This window comes from Stenotrophomonas sp. HMSC10F07, from assembly GCF_001807895.1.
GTDB lineage: Bacteria > Pseudomonadota > Gammaproteobacteria > Xanthomonadales > Xanthomonadaceae > Stenotrophomonas > Stenotrophomonas sepilia.
In genome coordinates this window covers 1-15657 of sequence record NZ_KV791361.1, presented here as the reverse complement: position 1 = coordinate 15657, position 15657 = coordinate 1, and the positions used below count along the sequence as shown (strand labels likewise).

The following is a 15657-nucleotide window of genomic DNA, read 5'->3' as shown; positions in this document are numbered from 1 at the left end:
GGCTCCGGAATGCGTGTTCAGTGCGGGATCGACGTCAGTTCGTCGATGCCCAGCGCGAGGTTGAGGTTCTGCATGGCCTGGGTGGCCGCGCCCTTCAGCAGGTTGTCCAGCGTCGCCACCACGACCACGCGCTTGCCGCCCGGCGCGAGCGTGAAGCCACCGACCTGGGCACCGTGGCGGCCGGCGATGCGGCTGACCCACGGCGCTTCGTCCAGCACTTCGATCAAGGGTTCACCGGCATAGGCCTGCTGGAAGCGCTCGACGATCTGCTCACGGGTCTGCACGCGGTTCAGCCACAGGTTGGCGGTCAGCGTGATGCCACGGAAGTGCGGCGCGACGTGTGGCATGAACTCGACGGCCACGCCCAGCTGCACGGACACTTCGCGCTCGTGCACATGGTTGGTCAGCGCATACGGCATCAGGTTGTCGGCCAGCAGTTCGACGTTGTTCTTGTCCGACGGCGTAGTGCCGGCACCGGAGTAGCCGGACACACCGAAGCACTGCGGCGGGCCGGCCAGCAGGTCCAGCAGCGGATGCACCGCCAGCTGCATCGCCGTGGCATAGCAGCCCGGGTTGCTGATGTGCTTCTGGCCGTTGTACCGGCCGCGGGTCAGCTCCGGCAGGCCGTAGTACCAGCTGTTGTCGAAGCGGTAGTCGGCCGACAGGTCGACGATGACGGTGTCGGGCTTCGCCGCTTCCAATGCGGCCACGAACGGAGCGGCCAGGCCGTTGGGCAGGGCCAGGATCACCGCGTCCACCCCCTTGGCCGCCACTGCGTCGGCGTCCAGGTTTTCGTACTGCAGCTCGCCCTGGAATTCCGGGTGGTGGTCGGACAGGCGCTGCCCGGCGCGCTCGCGCGAGGAGACGAAGGCCAGTTCCAGCCGTGGGTGGGCGGCCACCAGCTTGATCAGCTCGGCGCCGGTATGGCCGCGGGCACCGACGATGCCCAGGGTGAAGGTCGAATCGTTCATGCGTGGCTGTCCAGACGGTATTGCAGGTGGCGCTTCACGCCCTGCCATTCGGCATCGATGATGGAAAAGATGACGGTGTCGCGCGGCGTGCCGTCGGCGTGACGCTTGTGGTTGCGCAGCACGCCATCCTGCTTGGCGCCCAGGCGGGCGATGGCGGTGCGCGAGGTGACGTTGAACCAACTGGTTTCCAGCACCACGCTGATGCAGCCCATGGCCTCGAAGGCGTGCTGCAGCAGCAACAGCTTGGCTTCGGTGTTGGCGCCGGTGCGCTGCACGCGCGGCGTGTACCAGGTGTAGCCGAGGCTGAGCTTGGGCACGCTGGGGTCCATGTCGTAGAAGCGCGTGGTGCCGATGATGTCACCCGCCGCATCGTAGATCACGAACGGCAGCACCTTGCCTTCGGCCTGCACCTGCAGCGCGGCCTGCACATAGGCTTCGGCCCGCTGCGGTGACGGTACCTGGGTGTACCAGAGCTGGTCCAGGCCGCTGCCTTCGAGTGCAGCGCGCAGGCCGGGGACATGCTCAAGCTGAAGCGGCTGCAGCGTCACATGCTGGCCGCGCAGGGTAGGCACCGTCTTCCAAACGTCAGGATTGGTCATCGCTCAGCCCTGCAGGCTCGGTGCGCGCTGCGCGCAATGATCGACATAGGTCTTGATCCGGTCGATGCCATCGGCGCCGAACCAGAACACTTTCCAATGGTCCTGCTTGTAGCAGCCATCGGACTCGGCGTAGTAGAAGTGGTTGATCGGGTTGCCGTGGCGCGAGCGCCAGAACAGCTGCGGGGTTTCCTCCAGCATCACGTTCCAGACCGCACGTCCTAGGCCTTCACCCTGCGCGTCGTCGAGCACGGCGAACTTGTCCAGGTACACGCCCTCTGCCTCGTCGGTGAGGATCACCGCAGTGCGGTAGTTCTCGCTGACATAGGCACGCAGCAGCTTGGTCCTTTCGAAGTAGTCCGGCACCAGGGTGCGGCCGAAGCTGGATTCGATCAGGCCCTTCAGCCGCGGCAGGTCGAGCTCGCTCCAGGCGGTGGCGCGCAGTACTCTCTCACCCTTGCGCACCAGCGTGCCCGAGCCCTTGTGGGTGAACAGTTCCTTGGCCAGGTCGGCCGGACGCGTGATCGACACCGACGATTCCAGCGGCAGGCGGTCGAGCAGGTCCTTGATCTGTTCGATCTTCACCTTCATGCCACCGTGGATCCACGGCTGCGCGATCAGGTGGTCGTATTCGGTGGACAGGTTGATCGAATCGATCACGTTGCCCGCCTCGTCCAGCAGGCCACCGGTGCCGGTCAGGAAGATGATCTTGTACGGCTGCAGTTCCTGCACCAGCTCGTTGGCGGCAAAGTCGGCGTTGACGTTGAGGATCTGGCCACCGGCGGTTTCACCCAGGCTGGTGATGACCGGGATCGAGCCGGCACGCAGGCTGGCCTCGATCGGTGCCAGGTTGACCTTCTTCACCTCGCCGACCAGGCCGTAGGTGTCCACGTCCAGGTACTCGGCCTCGAACACGCCACCGGTGATCGAGGTGGCACGTGCGCCGTTCTGCTGCAGCGCCTCGACCAGGCGCAGGTTGGACTGCTGGAACACGCGGCGCACGATCGCCAATGCTTCCGGCGAGGTCACGCGCAGGCCGTTGACGGTCTGCTTCTCGATGCCGGCGGCCGACAGCTCGGCATCCAGCTGCGGGCCGGCGCCGTGCAGCACGATCGGGGTCAGACCGACCTCCTGCAGGAACGACAGCGAGGAGGTCAGTGCGTCGAGGTCGTCGCGCAGCACCGCGCCGCCGACCTTGACCACGGCGAAGCGCTTGGCATCCAGCTGCGAAAAGCGCTTGAGGTACTGGCTGATCTCCTTCGCGCTGGCCATGCTGGAAAGCAGGCGCACGATGGTCTGGCGGGTCTGGCGGTGGGGCTGGAGGGCAGGAGACATTTCGGTTTCGTCACAGGCGGCGGTCGCCGCGTTGCAGTTCCGCCATGCCCGGGGCATGGCGGCGTTGTGGGGTCGATCAGGCGCCGGCGGTGATGATCCGATGCACGGCGTCGGTGTAGCGCTGCAGCTGGTCCAGCGTCACGAACTCATCGGCGGTGTGGGCCTGAGCGATGTCACCCGGGCCGAACACCAGGGTGGTGTAGCCAGCGGCCGAGAACAGCGACGCCTCGGTCCAGAAATCCACCGCATTGCCGATCGTCAGCTCCAGCGCATCGGCCACGTCGCGCGCCAGCAGGCGGCGGTTCTCAGCTTCGGCAATGTCACCGGCGGGCAGGCTGGGACCACGGAACGTCTCGGTGAAAACGGCGGCTTCCGGCTCGGCGAAACCGGCGAAGGTCGCCAGCAGGCCATCGATGTCCATCGACGGCAGCGGGCGGAACCCGAAGCGCACCTCAGCAGCCGGTGCGATCATGTTGGCCTTGATGCCGCCTTCGACGCGGCCGATATTGAAGCGCAGGCCGGTCAGTCCGCCAAAGCGCGCCGAAGCCAGCGATTCCACATGATCCAGCGCGCGGTTTCCCCAGCGCATGGCCTGGTGCAATGCACTGGCGGCCGCATCCTGCTTGCCCGAGGCGTGCCCTGCCCGACCGGCGAACTGCATCAGCACCGAACTGATGCCACGGTGCGCCAGCACTGCTTCGCTCATGGTCGGTTCGGCCACGAGTACGGCTTCATACGGCAGGCCACGGGCCAGGAATGCAGCGATGCAGCGCGGGTCGTTGGCTTCCTCGTCGCTGGAGAACAGGAACGCGGCGTCGCCATCGCTGGCGTTGGCCGCCGCCACCAGTGCCGCGGCGGCGCCCTTGATGTCACACACGCCCAGGCCGACCACACGGTCGTCCAGGCGCCGCATCACGTGCGGGTCGGCACTCCAGTGCGGCGAATCCGGCACGGTGTCCAGATGCACGTTGAACAGGTACTTCGGCGTCCCACGCACGGCATACAGGCTCACCGCACCGGCGCCATGGTCGATCACCTCGACGTTGAAGCCGGGCAGGTTGTCGCGCAGGTAATCGAAGATGCCACCGGTGGTGATCGCACGCGGCGGGTTGCGGGTGTCGAAGGACACCAGCGCCTGCAGGTGATACAGGGTGGAAGCAAGCAGGTCGGTCATGGGAATCAACAAGGTGTTCACTCGGCCGCAGCCGGTGCATAGAGGTTCTGGCGCATGATTTCCATCAACGACTCTGGCCGTGCCGGCGCGCTGAAGCCGAACGTGGTGTAGAGCCGGTGGGCATCGCTGGTGGCCAGCATGAAGCGGCGCAGGCCCTGCAACTGCGGATGGGCCATGATCGCCTGCAGCAGTTGCTTGCTGTAGCCCTGGCCGCGGTGCTGTGGCAGCACGAACACATCGGCCAGATAGGCAAAGGTGGCACCATCGGTGATGACGCGCGCGAACGCAACCTGGCCGGACTCGTCCAGGTAGGCGCCAAAACACAGCGAACCATTGATCGCCCGCTCCACCACCTCGCGCCCGATGCCCAGGCTCCAATTGGCCTGGGTGGACAGGAACTGGTGGATCAGGGCAACGTCCAGGTGCTGCGGATCGGTGCTGATGCGGAGCGTGCTCATCGTTTCATCCGGTTGCCGTGCGCCCTGGCCCGCAAAGGGCCAGGGCGATGGGATCTCAGCGGTTCACCTGCGCGAACAGCGTCGAACTCATGCCGAACAGCTTGATGAAGCCTTCGGCCTCTTCCACGCCCCAGTCGGCCGACTGCGCGTAGGTGGCGCCCTTGGCGTTGAGCAGGTGCGGCGACTTCACCGCCACTGCATCGACGCGGCCGCCGCGGGTTTCCAGCACCACTTCGCCGTTGACCTTGGCCTGCGAGGACTTCAGGAAGGCCTCGATGTCGGTCTTCAGCGGGTCGTGGTAGAAGCCTTCGTACACCAGCTCCACCCACTTGCGTGCGACGTCCGGCTTGAAGCGGTTCTGCTGCTTGGTCAGCACGGCATCTTCCAGCGCGCGGTGCGCGGCCAGCAGCGAAACCAGGCCCGGGGCCTCGAACACGATGCGACCCTTCAGGCCGATCACGGTGTCGCCGGTGTAGACGCCGCGGCCAACGCCGTACGGGGCGAACAGCTTGTTGAGCTGGGCCAGGATCTGGTCGCCCGGCAGCGCCTTGCCGTTCAGTTCGACGGCTTCGCCTTCAACGAACTTCAGGGTCACGGTCAGCGCCTGTTCCGGCCATTCGCTGCGCGGCGAGCACCAGCCACGCGCGCCTTCACCCGGGGCTTCCCAACGGTCGATCTCACCGCCGGACATGGTCACGCCCAGCAGGTTCTCGTTGATGGTGTAGGCCTGCTGCTTGGCGCGCACGCCGAAGCCGCGCTCTTCCAGGTACTTCTGCTCGTAGGCGCGGGTCTGGGTGTGTTCCTTCTGGATCTCGCGGATCGGCGCGATGATCTGGTAGTCGCCCAGTGCCTTCACAGCCAGGTCGAAGCGGACCTGGTCGTTGCCCATGCCGGTGCAGCCGTGGGCGATGATGTGGGTACCCAGCTCGGCAGCACGCTTCAGCGCGGCATCGACGATCAGGTAGCGGTCCGAAACCAGCAGCGGGTACTGGCCCTGGTAGCCTTCGCCGGCCCACACGAACGGCTTGACGAAGCCTTCCCAGATGGCCGGGCCACCATTGACGGTGACGTGGCTGGTCACGCCCAGTTCGGCGGCGCGCTTCTCGATGAAATCGCGCTCTTCATCATCCACGCCACCAGTGTCGGCGAACACGGTGTGCACGTTGTAGCCACGCTCCTGCAGGTACGGCACGCAGAAGCTGGTATCCAGGCCGCCGGAGAAGGCGAGAACGACGTCTTTGTTGCTCATGGGGAGGGTATGTCCTGGTAGCGCCGGGCCGTGCCCGGCGGAAATGATTGAATCGGAAAAAATCAGCGCCCGGCAACGGCGGCCATGATCGCCTTCTGCACGTGCAGGCGGTTCTCGGCTTCGTTGATGGCGATGCACTGCGGCGAATCCATCACCGCATCGGTGGCCTTCACGTTGCGGCGCAACGGCAGGCAGTGGCTGAACACCCCGTTGTTGGTCAGCGCCATCTTCCGTTCGTCCACGATGAAGTGCTTGAACTGGTCACGGATCGGCTTTTCCGGTTCCCAGTTGCCGAAGAACGGCAGCGCGCCCCAGCTCTTGGCGTAGACCACGTCGGCGCCTGCGTAGGCGCTGTCGATGTCATGGCTGATCTTCAGCGAACCGCCGCTCTCGGCCACGTTCTGCTCGGCCCAGCCCATGTAGCGGTCGTCGAGGATGTAGTCGGCGGTCGGGCACAGCAGGGTCACGTCCATGCCCATGCGGGTGGCGATGGTCAGCGCCGAATTGGCAACGGCAGTGTTCAGCGGCTTGGGGTGGTAGGTCCAGGTCAGCACGTACTTCTTGCCGCGCAGGTCCTGGGTGCCGAAGTGCTCCTGCAGCGCCATGATGTGGGCCAGCTCCTGGCACGGATGGGTGATGGTCTCCATGTTGATGACCGGCACCGGCGAGTACTTGGCGAAGCTGTTGAGGACGATGTCCTGGCGGTCGTAGGCCCAGTCGACGAACTTGGGGAACGCGCGCACGGCGATGATGTCGCAGTAACGGCCCAGCACCTTGGCCACTTCAGCGATGTGCTCTTCGGTATCGCCGTCCATCACCGTGCCGAGGTTGAACTCGATCGGCCACGCATCCTTGCCCGGCTGCAGCACCACCGCGTGGGCGCCGAGCTGGAACGCGCCCAGTTCGAAGCTGGTGCGGGTGCGCATGGACGGGTTGAAGAACACCAGCGCGATCGACTTGCCCTTGAGCTGGTCGCCGAGCTTGTTGCGCTTGAACAGCGCGGCCTGGGTCAGCAGCGCGTCGAGATCGCTGCGGCTCCAGTCCTGGGTGTTCAGGAAGTGCTTGGGGGACATCATCTTTCCTTGCGTGGCGGCGCCGGGTTCGACGCAGTGGAAGGGAAAAGCAGGAACCAAAGGTGGAGCGAAAAGGTTGCAGTTGCAGCTTTCAGAACGCAGAAACGAGAAAACCCAGCCGGCGGGCTGGGTTTTTATCGGACGAACAGCAAAAAGCTCCGGTTACCCAGCGAGAATGTGGGGTTCCGGTCGACGCGCACGCGAGGTCATGCCCGACGCCTGTCGGGCTGCGCTGCTGTCGTGCTGGAAGTCGGTGAGCTTCATGGTCAGCCATCTTTGCATGCGGCCGGGGCCGGCGCAAGGGGCCGCGGTCGCAGAATCAGGGATTGCCGGCCGCACCCTGCTCGGGGCCGACCCAGGGCGTGATCGACACCCGGATCTTGAGCCGGTTACCGGGGTCTTCCGGTAGCCGCGAGCGGTACTTGGTGCCCTTGTAGACGTAATCCACGTCGTAGGCGATGGGCCGGCGGAATTCACGCCCCACCGGCACGATGCGGCAGTCGCGGGTCAGCATCGGACCGGTGTTGGCCGGCGCCGGGGCCGGCGACTCGGTTCCGACCTCCTCAACGGCCTCCTCGTCACTGCGCTTGAACATCGAGCGCACCGAGTCCCAGAAGCGGCTGATCCGGCCCTTGTCCTCGACCGGCTCCTCGCCGGTCACGTTCACCGGGGCCAGGGTCCGGGTCGACACCGGCTCGCAGTGCTCTTCGGTGCGGGTCGCACGCAGGGTCTGGAACACGGGTTCGACGTTCAGCACCTGCGCGTAGTCGAACTTCACGTTCTCCACGATCACCACCCGGTTGCGGGGCTCGGCCTCCTGGGCCAGCACCACGGCGGGCAGCGCCGACAGGTAGGCCAGGGTCAGCAACGCGGTGGATTTCATTGGCGACGGGAGCAAGGACACGGCAATAGTGTAGGCAGTGGCGAGCGCAAGGGGCTGAACATTACCCGTCCACGCTGCTCCTGCCCACCCCACCCGGAGGAACCGGCGTCCACCGGTGGCAGCCAGTGCCCCCAAAGGGGGCCGACACGTTCTAAAATCACAGGCTTGTCCCCCAGCCACAGCCCCATGACCCTGCGCCTGCACAACAACCTGACTCGCCAGCTCGAACCGTTCACTCCGCTCGACCCGGCCTGTCCGACCCTGTATGTGTGCGGCCCCACGGTCTACAACTACGTGCACATCGGCAACGCCCGTGGCCCGGTGGTGTTCGGGGTGCTGGCCGATCTGCTGCGGCGCCGTTTCGGCGCGCTGCGCTACGCCCGCAACATCACCGACGTGGACGACAAGATCAACACCGCCGCGCGCGAGCAGGGCGTGCCGATCAGCACCATCACCGGCAAGTTCGCCGCCGCCTACCGTGAAGACATGGCCGCGCTGGGCGTGGTACCGCCGGACATCGAACCGGAGGTGACCGCGCACATTCCGCAGATCATCACCATGATCGAGCAGCTGATCGCCAACGGGCATGCCTATGCCGCCGAGGGCCACGTACTGTTCGCAGTGGCCAGCTTCGACGGCTACGGCAAGCTCTCGCGCCGCGACCCCGACGAAATGCTGGCCGGCGCCCGCGTCGACGTGGCCCCGTACAAGCGCGACCCGGGTGATTTCGTGCTGTGGAAGCCGTCCAGCGACGACCTGCCCGGCTGGGCGTCGCCCTGGGGCCGTGGCCGCCCGGGCTGGCACATCGAGTGCTCGGCGATGGCCGCGGCTCACCTGGGTGAGACCATCGACATCCATGCCGGCGGCGTCGACCTGCAGTTCCCGCACCACGAGAACGAGCTTGCGCAGAGCGAATGCGCCCACGGCGGCAAGATCTTCGCCCGCTTCTGGCTGCACAACGGCATGCTCAACTTCGGCGGCGCCAAGATGAGCAAGTCGCTGGGCAACATCGAGCGCGTGCACGATCTGGTGCGCCAGCATCCGCCGGAAGCGCTGCGCCTGGCCCTGCTGTCGGCCCACTACCGGCAGCCGCTGGACTGGTCCGATGCGCTGATCGAACAATCGGTGCGCACCCTGGACCGCCTGTACGGCACCCTGCGCGAATTGGCATCGGTCGAGGCCACTGCAGTGATTCCGGCCACGGTCGAGGCGACCCTGGACGACGATCTCAACACCCCACAGGCGCTGGCCGAAGTGGCCCGCATCGCCGCCGATGCGCGTCGTGCCACCGACCCGGCCGAGCAGGCGCGCCTGAAGGGTGAACTGCTCGGCGCCGGCCTGGCACTGGGCCTGCTGCAGGCCGATCCGGCGCAGTGGTTCGGCACCGCGGCCAGCGATGACGGCGACGATGCCCGCATCCAGGGCCTGATCGACGAGCGCGCCGCGGCCAAGAAGGCACGCGACTTCGCCCGTGCCGACGCCATCCGCGACCAGCTGGCCGCCGAAGGCATCGTGCTGGATGACACCCCGCAGGGCGTTCGCTGGTCGCGCAAGCGCAGCTGACCTGCCCTGCCCCGTGGCCGGTCCGCCGGCCACGCCCCCACCGTAGAGACTGTTGTGACCGACTCCCCGTTCCCGCTTGAATCCACCGCCGCCGAGGCCCAGACCGCCATCGCCGAGGAATTCGGCTTCTTCGGCGACTGGTCCGAGCGCTACCAGTACCTGATCGACCTCGGCCGCAAGCTGCCGGTCTTCCCGGAAGAATGGAAGACCGAAGAGCATCGCCTGCTCGGCTGCCAGTCGATGGTCTGGATCGTGCCGGAAGGCAACGCGCAGTCGCTGCGCTTCCATGCCATCAGCGATTCGGCGATTGTCTCCGGCCTGATCTTCCTGGCGCTGCGCGTGTACTCCGGGCGCTCGGCGCAGGAGATCCTGGCCACCGAACCGAGCTACATCCAGGACATCGGCCTGGCCCGCCACCTCTCGCCCACCCGCAGCAACGGCGTGGCGGCGATGCTGGCGTTCATCCGTGAGACGGCGCAGGCGCAGCTGCAGCGCGACCCGTCGTGAGCGAGCCCGCCACGGCCGAAGACAGTGCACTGGGCCTGCTGTCCCGGCCCGGTTTCGCCAGGCTGCTGGCCTACCGCATCTTTGCGATGCTGTCCTACCAGGTGGTCGCGGTCACTGTCGGCTGGCACATCTACGAAGTCACCCGCAATCCGTTTTCGCTGGGCCTGGTCGGTCTGGCCGAGGTACTGCCGTTCTTCTGCGTGGCCCCGTTCGCCGGCTACCTGGTAGACCACCTGCCGCGGCGCCGGCTGGGCATGGTCGCCTGTTGCGGGCTGATCGCCACTGCACTGGTATTGACCAGCGTGGCCATGGGCTGGTTGCCGATTGACGGCGTGTGGCCGATCTACGCGGCCATCGCGCTGACCGGCATGGTCCGCGCCTTCCTGTCGCCGATCTACAACGCCTTGTTCGCCCGCGTGCTGGCCCGTGACCAGTTCGCGCGTGGCGCCGGCCTGGGCGCGGTGGTGTTCCAGGCCGGCATGATCGCCGGCCCGGCACTGGGTGGCGTGCTGGTCGGCTTCGGTGGCAAAGGCCTGTCCTACGCAGTGGCCACCGCTTTTGCGCTGGTGGCGATGGCCTGCCTGGCCACGCTGAAGGTGGAAGAGCCGGTGCATGCCGGCCCGGCCGCCCCGATCTTCAAGAGCATCGCCGAAGGCGCGCGCTTCGTGGTCGGCAACCGCATCATGGTCGGCGCGATGGCGCTGGACATGTTCTCGGTGCTGCTGGGCGGCGTGGTGGCGATGCTGCCGGCGTTCCTGCACGAGATCCTGCACCACGGCCCGGAAGGCCTCGGCATCCTGCGCGCGATGCCGGCGCTGGGCTCGGTGTGCGTGGGCCTGTGGCTGGCGCGCCACCCGCTGCACCGCAATGCTGGCCGCGTGCTGCTCTTCGCGGTGGCCGGCTTCGGCCTGTGCGTGATCAGCTTCGGGTTGTCGCAGCACTTCTGGCTGTCGGCGCTGATCCTGCTGTTCTACGGCGCGTTCGATGGCGTCTCGGTGGTGATCCGCTCGACCATCCTGCAGTTGGCTACGCCAGAAGAAATGCGTGGTCGCGTATCGTCGATCAACGGCATCTTCATCAGTTCGTCCAATGAGCTGGGCGCGTTCTATGCCGGCACGATGGCGAAGCTGCTCGGCCTGGTGCCGGCGGTGGTGCTGGGCGGATTCGCGGTGCTGAGCGTGGCCGGGATCACCGCGTGGAAGAACCCAACGCTGCGGAAACTGAATCTTCGCGACCTGCAGTAGCGTCGGCTCGTCGTTTCCGCGACAGCCGCTTTACGTGCGCCGACGCATTGGTAGCGCCGGGCCATGCCCGGCGGCCCTTTTCCGCGACCGCGGCGGGGTGTCACTTTCTTTTCGCGAAAAGAAAGTAACCAAAGAAACGCTCCGCCATCCGCGAGCCGGTGCTTCGCACCGGTACCCTGCGCTCCTCGGTGAATCAGGGGACGGCGCCGAACTCGCTGCGCTCAAACAGCGGCGCCTCTTCGCCCCTGATTCCCCTGCGGTGCTCGGCTCGCTACAAGGCGGACTCAACAGCCGCGAGCGCACGCATGACCGCTCCTGTCGGCCTGAGCCGAGCGTGGGCTCGACTCTACATCGGCCGCGCACGCAGGAAACCGTCGAGAGCCTGCGGGTGGGTCCGGGCGGGACGGTCCGCGGCATGGATGCCGCGGCCGAGCTTACAGGGATGTACTTGCAGCGTGTCCTGCCCGGACCCACCCGCAGGCTCCCTCCGATACCCGGAAGGCGCCGTTCTACCCAGCCAACCACCCCCAACAAAAAACCCGGCCGAAGCCGGGTTTTCTGCATGACCAGACAACGACCGGGAATCAGTCGCCCTGCTGCTTCTGCAGGTGCTCCCAACGCTCCTGGGCGTCGATGGTGCGTTCAGCGGTGAGGCGCGCTTCCAGGCGCTCCAGGCCGATTTCTTCGCCGGTGTCGACGCAGTAGCCGTAGTCGCCTGCTTCCAGGCGCTTCAGGGTGCTGTCGATCTTGCCGATCAGCTTGCGGTAGCGGTCGCGGGTACGCAGTTCCAGCGAGTTCTCGGTCTCGCGGGTCGCACGCTCGGCTTCGTCGCCGATGTCACGCACTTCCTCGCGCAGGTTCTCGATGGTCTGCTTGGACTCTTCCACCAGGTCCGCGCGCCAGTTCTGCAGGCGCTGGCGGAAATACTCCTGCTGCAGCGAGCTCATGTATTCCTCTTCCGAGGACGGCTTGTAGCCAGCCGGCAGGATCGGGCGGCCAGTGGCCTCGTCGGTCTTGTACTCGACCACCTTGTACTTGCTGCGCGGGGCCGGTGCTGCCGAGCGGGCGGCGACGGCCACGGCAACCTTGCCGACAGGGCGCGACACGGTCTTCGGGGCGGAATCGGATTTCACGGCGGTTTTGGCAGGCGATTTCGAAACGGGCACGGGATTCTTGGATTGCGGGGCCTTCGAAGCGACAGGAGCGGCGGCCGGGGCCGGCGTTGAGGCCGGCTGGGCTGCCGCCACTGCCACGGTCTTGGCCGGGACAGGCTTGGCCGGAGCCGGCTTGGCAGCAGGCTTCGGTGCGGACTTCACTACTGGGGCCGGGGTCGGCTTTGTGGCCGGCGCGGCAACGTTCTTGGCAACCTTCTTTACAGCGGCGGGCGTGGCGGCCGGTTTAGCCGCAGCGACCTTCTTTGCTACGGGCTTGGCGACCGGCTTGGCTGCAGCCTTCTTCACCACCGCCTTCGGCGCTGGCTTGGCGGCTGCCTTCCTGGCCACCGGCTTGGCGGCGGCCTTCTTCACCGGCGCAGCCTTGCTGACGGTCTTCTTCACCGGCGCCTTCTTGCTGGCAGCGGCTGGCTTGGCCTTGGCGGGCGCAGCGGCCTTCTTCGCCACCGGCTTGGTTGCCTTGACCGGCGTTTTCTTTGCGGTGGCCTTCCTGGCCGCCGGTTGCGAGGACGCTGCCTTGGTGGCCGGCTTGCTGGCCGGCTTCTTGGCAACGGGCTTTGCCGCCAACTTCTTCACAACAGGCTTGGCGGTTTTCTTGGCGGCCGTTGCGGCCTTCTTTGCAGTTTTTTTAGCAGCCACGAAACGCTCTTCCTTGGATTCCCCGGGGCCCGGGAAAGCGGGCCTTTATAGCCTACCCGACCCGCAGCAGCAACCTTGGCACCCTGCTCCATTCAGTCCTGGAGTCAAGGTGCCCAAGTGGCAGTCCGACGAACACGGACCGCCTTGCGCGGTACGGAACCTGGCCAACACCCGCGGGTGCTGGTACCGGTCGCAGGCCATCGGCGACATGCGACCAACGGCCCATCCTGCACAAATGCGGCCTTCATGCCAACTGGCATAAGATGACTGGGTGATCTCGCGCCTGCTCATTGCCCTGCTGCGCTTCTACAAGCGCTTCATCAGCCCCCTGCTGGGGCCGCGCTGCCGTTTCGTGCCGAGCTGTTCTGAATACGCGATGGATGCCATCTCCCGGCACGGGCCGCTGCGCGGCAGCTGGCTGGCTGCGCGCAGGCTGGGCCGCTGCCATCCGTTCCACCCCGGCGGCTTCGATCCGGTGCCCGAATCCACCCACGCCCCCTCTTGCCGTTGCACAGGAAAACACTGACATGTCCTCCACCCTCATCACCAACGCCCGGATGGTCAACGAAGGCCGCACCTTCGACGGCGACCTGCGCATCGAGAACGGCCGCATTGCGCAGATCGGCAACGGGCTGGCGCCGCGCGACGGCGAGCAGGTGGTGGACGCCGCCGGGCGCTGGCTGCTGCCCGGCATGATCGACGACCAGGTGCATTTCCGCGAACCGGGCCTGACCCACAAGGGCGACATCGCCAGCGAATCGGCCGCGGCCGTGGCCGGTGGCCTGACCAGCTTCATGGACATGCCCAATACCAACCCGCCGACGCTGGATTCGACCATCCTGGAAGCCAAGTACGAGCTCGCGCGCGGCCGCGCCTGGGCCAACTACGGCTTCTACCACGGCGCCAGCAATGACAACCTGGAAGCGATCCGTGCGCTGGACCCGAAGAAGGCGCCCGGCGTGAAGGTGTTCATGGGTGCTTCGACCGGCAACATGCTGGTCGACAACCCGGAAACGCTGGACGCGATCTTCCGCGAATGCCCGACCCCGATCATCACGCACTGCGAAGACACGCCGATGATCGATGCCAACCTCAAGGCCTTCCAGGAAAAGTACGGCGATGCGCTGACCCCGGACATGCACCCGGACATCCGTTCGCGCGAAGCCTGCATCAAGTCGACGCGCCTGGCGATGTCGCTGGCACGCAAGCACGGCACCCGCCTGCATGTGCTGCACATCTCCACCGCCGATGAGCTGGCGCTGTTCGAGAAGGGCCCGCTGATCCGCGCCGATGGCAGCCGCAAGCAGATCACCGCCGAAACCTGCGTGCACTTCCTGCACTTCGCGCGTCCGGACTACGCGACCAAGGGCAACCTGATCAAGTGCAACCCGGCAATCAAGGAAGTGTCCGACCGCGAGGCAATCACCGCTGCGTTGGCCGATGACGTGCTGGATGTGCTGGCCACCGACCACGCGCCGCACACCTGGGAAGAGAAGCAGAAGCCCTACGCGCAGGCACCGTCGGGCCTGCCGCTGGTGCAGTACGCGCTGGTGGCCGCGCTGGAGCGGGTGCACGAAGGCAAGCTGACCCGCGAGCAGGTGGTGCAGAAATTCGCACATGCGCCGGCGCAGCTGTTCGACGTGGAAGAACGCGGCTTCCTGCGCGAAGGCTACTTTGCCGACCTGGTGCTGGTGGAGGACGTGCCGTTCACCGTCAAGCGCGAGGACGTGCTGTCCAAGTGCGGCTGGTCGCCGTTCGAGGGCACCACTTTCCGCTCGCGCATCGCCTCCACCTGGGTCAACGGCCAGCAGGTGTGGGACGGCAGCAAGCTGGTGGGTGAACCCGCCGGCCAGCGCATGACCTACGACCGCTGATGCGTTCGGCACTGATGCTCGGGGCGCTGCTGCTGGCCGCGCCCCTGTTTTCCACTTCCCCGGCGCAGGCGCAGGATGGCATCGGCAGCCTGATCGACAGCCGCGTGGTGTTCCCGGCCAGTGCGTCGCAGGGCGCGCTGGTGATCGGCAAGGTACCCGCCGGCAGTCGCGTGCAGTATGCCGGCCGCCAGCTGCGGGTAAGCGGCTACGGCAGCGTGGTGTTCGGCATCGGCCGCGACGAGAAGGGTCCGCTGCGCGTACAGGTGCAACGCCCCGATGGTGGCAGCGAGACCGCGACCATCGCGGTGACGCCGCGCGACTGGCCCACCGAGCGGGTCAACGGGGTGCCACCGAAGACGGTCAATCCGCCGGCGGCGATCGCCGAGCGGATCAAGCGCGAACAGGCGCAGGTGACCGCCGCACGTGCCCGCGATGACGACCGCACCGACTTCACCCAGACCTTCATCTGGCCGGTACAGGGCCGCATCAGCGGCCGCTTCGGCAATGCACGCGTCTACAACGGGCAGCCGGGGGCCGGTCACTCCGGCATGGACATCGCGGTGCCGACCGGCACCCCGGTGAAGGCGCCGGCGGCCGGCATCGTGACCTTCGCCGGTCCGGACCTGTACCTGACCGGTGGCACGCTGCTGCTCGACCACGGCTTCGGGGTCAGCTCCAACTTCCTGCACCTTTCGCGCATCGACGTAAAAGTTGGCGACCGTGTGGAGCAGGGCCAGGTGATCGCTGCCGTCGGCGCCACCGGCCGTGCCACCGGCCCGCACCTGCACTGGGGCATGAACTGGTTCGACACCCGCATCGACCCGTTGCTGGTGCTGGAGCGTAAGTAGCGCGCGTCACTCGCTGGAGTGGCGTCCCGCTTCTGTAGAGCCGAGCCCATGCTCGGCTGCTGTTGGCGCAG

General features: G+C 66.6%; 15 protein-coding genes. 6 read left to right on the top strand and 9 right to left on the bottom strand.

Annotation, left to right across the window (positions count from 1 at the left end; all coding sequences use genetic code 11):
* Window positions 1-17: 17 nt before the first annotated feature.
* From argC to HMPREF3114_RS07330, 8 genes are all read right to left on the bottom strand, one after another.
* On the bottom strand, window positions 18-971 hold the full coding sequence (gene argC, locus HMPREF3114_RS07365; RefSeq protein ID WP_005417695.1) for an N-acetyl-gamma-glutamyl-phosphate reductase: 954 nt from the start codon (window positions 969-971) through the stop codon (window positions 18-20).
* Window positions 968-1570, bottom strand: a complete 603-nt coding sequence (locus tag HMPREF3114_RS07360; RefSeq protein ID WP_053499974.1) for a GNAT family N-acetyltransferase — start codon at window positions 1568-1570, stop codon at window positions 968-970. The genes argC and HMPREF3114_RS07360 overlap by 4 nt, the downstream gene beginning before the upstream one ends.
* Before the next feature lie 3 nt (window positions 1571-1573).
* The gene (locus tag HMPREF3114_RS07355) at window positions 1574-2902 is read right to left on the bottom strand and encodes an acetylglutamate kinase (RefSeq protein ID WP_053499976.1); all 1329 of its coding nucleotides are present in this window, start codon (window positions 2900-2902) and stop codon (window positions 1574-1576) included.
* Window positions 2903-2978: 76 nt separating this feature from the next.
* The gene (locus HMPREF3114_RS07350; RefSeq protein WP_053499978.1) at window positions 2979-4076 is read right to left on the bottom strand and encodes an acetylornithine deacetylase; all 1098 of its coding nucleotides are present in this window, start codon (window positions 4074-4076) and stop codon (window positions 2979-2981) included.
* 17 nt (window positions 4077-4093) lie between these two features.
* The gene (locus HMPREF3114_RS07345; protein ID WP_053499980.1) at window positions 4094-4534 is read right to left on the bottom strand and encodes a GNAT family N-acetyltransferase; all 441 of its coding nucleotides are present in this window, start codon (window positions 4532-4534) and stop codon (window positions 4094-4096) included.
* A 55-nt stretch (window positions 4535-4589) separates the two neighbouring features.
* The gene (locus HMPREF3114_RS07340) at window positions 4590-5783 is read right to left on the bottom strand and encodes an argininosuccinate synthase (protein ID WP_053499982.1); all 1194 of its coding nucleotides are present in this window, start codon (window positions 5781-5783) and stop codon (window positions 4590-4592) included.
* Window positions 5784-5845: 62 nt separating this feature from the next.
* On the bottom strand, window positions 5846-6856 hold the full coding sequence (locus HMPREF3114_RS07335) for an N-acetylornithine carbamoyltransferase (protein ID WP_005417714.1): 1011 nt from the start codon (window positions 6854-6856) through the stop codon (window positions 5846-5848).
* Window positions 6857-7175: 319 nt separating this feature from the next.
* Complete coding sequence (locus HMPREF3114_RS07330) at window positions 7176-7739, bottom strand: glycine zipper 2TM domain-containing protein (protein ID WP_053499984.1); 564 nt, start codon at window positions 7737-7739, stop codon at window positions 7176-7178.
* 186 nt (window positions 7740-7925) lie between these two features.
* On the opposite strand from HMPREF3114_RS07330, the gene cysS reads away from it, so the two are divergent.
* Genes cysS through HMPREF3114_RS07315 form a run of 3 tightly spaced genes read left to right on the top strand, consistent with a single transcriptional unit; the run spans window position 7926 to window position 11053 of the window.
* Window positions 7926-9302 carry a cysteine--tRNA ligase gene (cysS, locus tag HMPREF3114_RS07325; RefSeq protein ID WP_053499986.1) on the top strand — a complete coding sequence of 459 codons (1377 nt, stop codon included), beginning with the start codon at window positions 7926-7928 and terminating at the stop codon, window positions 9300-9302.
* Between the two features lie 54 nt (window positions 9303-9356).
* Window positions 9357-9809, top strand: coding sequence for a SufE family protein (locus tag HMPREF3114_RS07320; RefSeq protein WP_053499987.1), 453 nt, complete (start codon window positions 9357-9359; stop codon window positions 9807-9809).
* Window positions 9806-11053 carry an MFS transporter gene (locus tag HMPREF3114_RS07315; RefSeq protein ID WP_053499989.1) on the top strand — a complete coding sequence of 416 codons (1248 nt, stop codon included), beginning with the start codon at window positions 9806-9808 and terminating at the stop codon, window positions 11051-11053. Before HMPREF3114_RS07320 ends, HMPREF3114_RS07315 begins: the two co-directional genes overlap by 4 nt.
* Window positions 11054-11637: 584 nt before the next feature.
* On the opposite strand, the gene dksA is transcribed toward HMPREF3114_RS07315, so the two are convergent.
* Entirely contained in the window at window positions 11638-12864 is a 1227-nt protein-coding gene (dksA, locus tag HMPREF3114_RS07310; protein WP_065186037.1) for an RNA polymerase-binding protein DksA, read from the bottom strand.
* A 271-nt stretch (window positions 12865-13135) separates the two neighbouring features.
* On the opposite strand from dksA, the gene yidD reads away from it, so the two are divergent.
* The 3 genes from yidD to HMPREF3114_RS07295 are packed head-to-tail and all read left to right on the top strand — an operon-like array spanning window position 13136 to window position 15586.
* The gene (gene yidD / locus HMPREF3114_RS07305) at window positions 13136-13390 is read left to right on the top strand and encodes a membrane protein insertion efficiency factor YidD (RefSeq protein WP_005417723.1); all 255 of its coding nucleotides are present in this window, start codon (window positions 13136-13138) and stop codon (window positions 13388-13390) included.
* Window position 13391: 1 nt separating this feature from the next.
* On the top strand, window positions 13392-14738 hold the full coding sequence (locus HMPREF3114_RS07300) for a dihydroorotase (protein WP_053500532.1): 1347 nt from the start codon (window positions 13392-13394) through the stop codon (window positions 14736-14738).
* Window positions 14738-15586 (top strand): M23 family metallopeptidase, encoded by an 849-nt coding sequence (locus HMPREF3114_RS07295; RefSeq protein WP_053500534.1) that lies wholly within the window; start codon window positions 14738-14740, stop codon window positions 15584-15586. The genes HMPREF3114_RS07300 and HMPREF3114_RS07295 overlap by 1 nt, the downstream gene beginning before the upstream one ends.
* The last annotated feature ends 71 nt before the right edge of the window (window positions 15587-15657 follow it).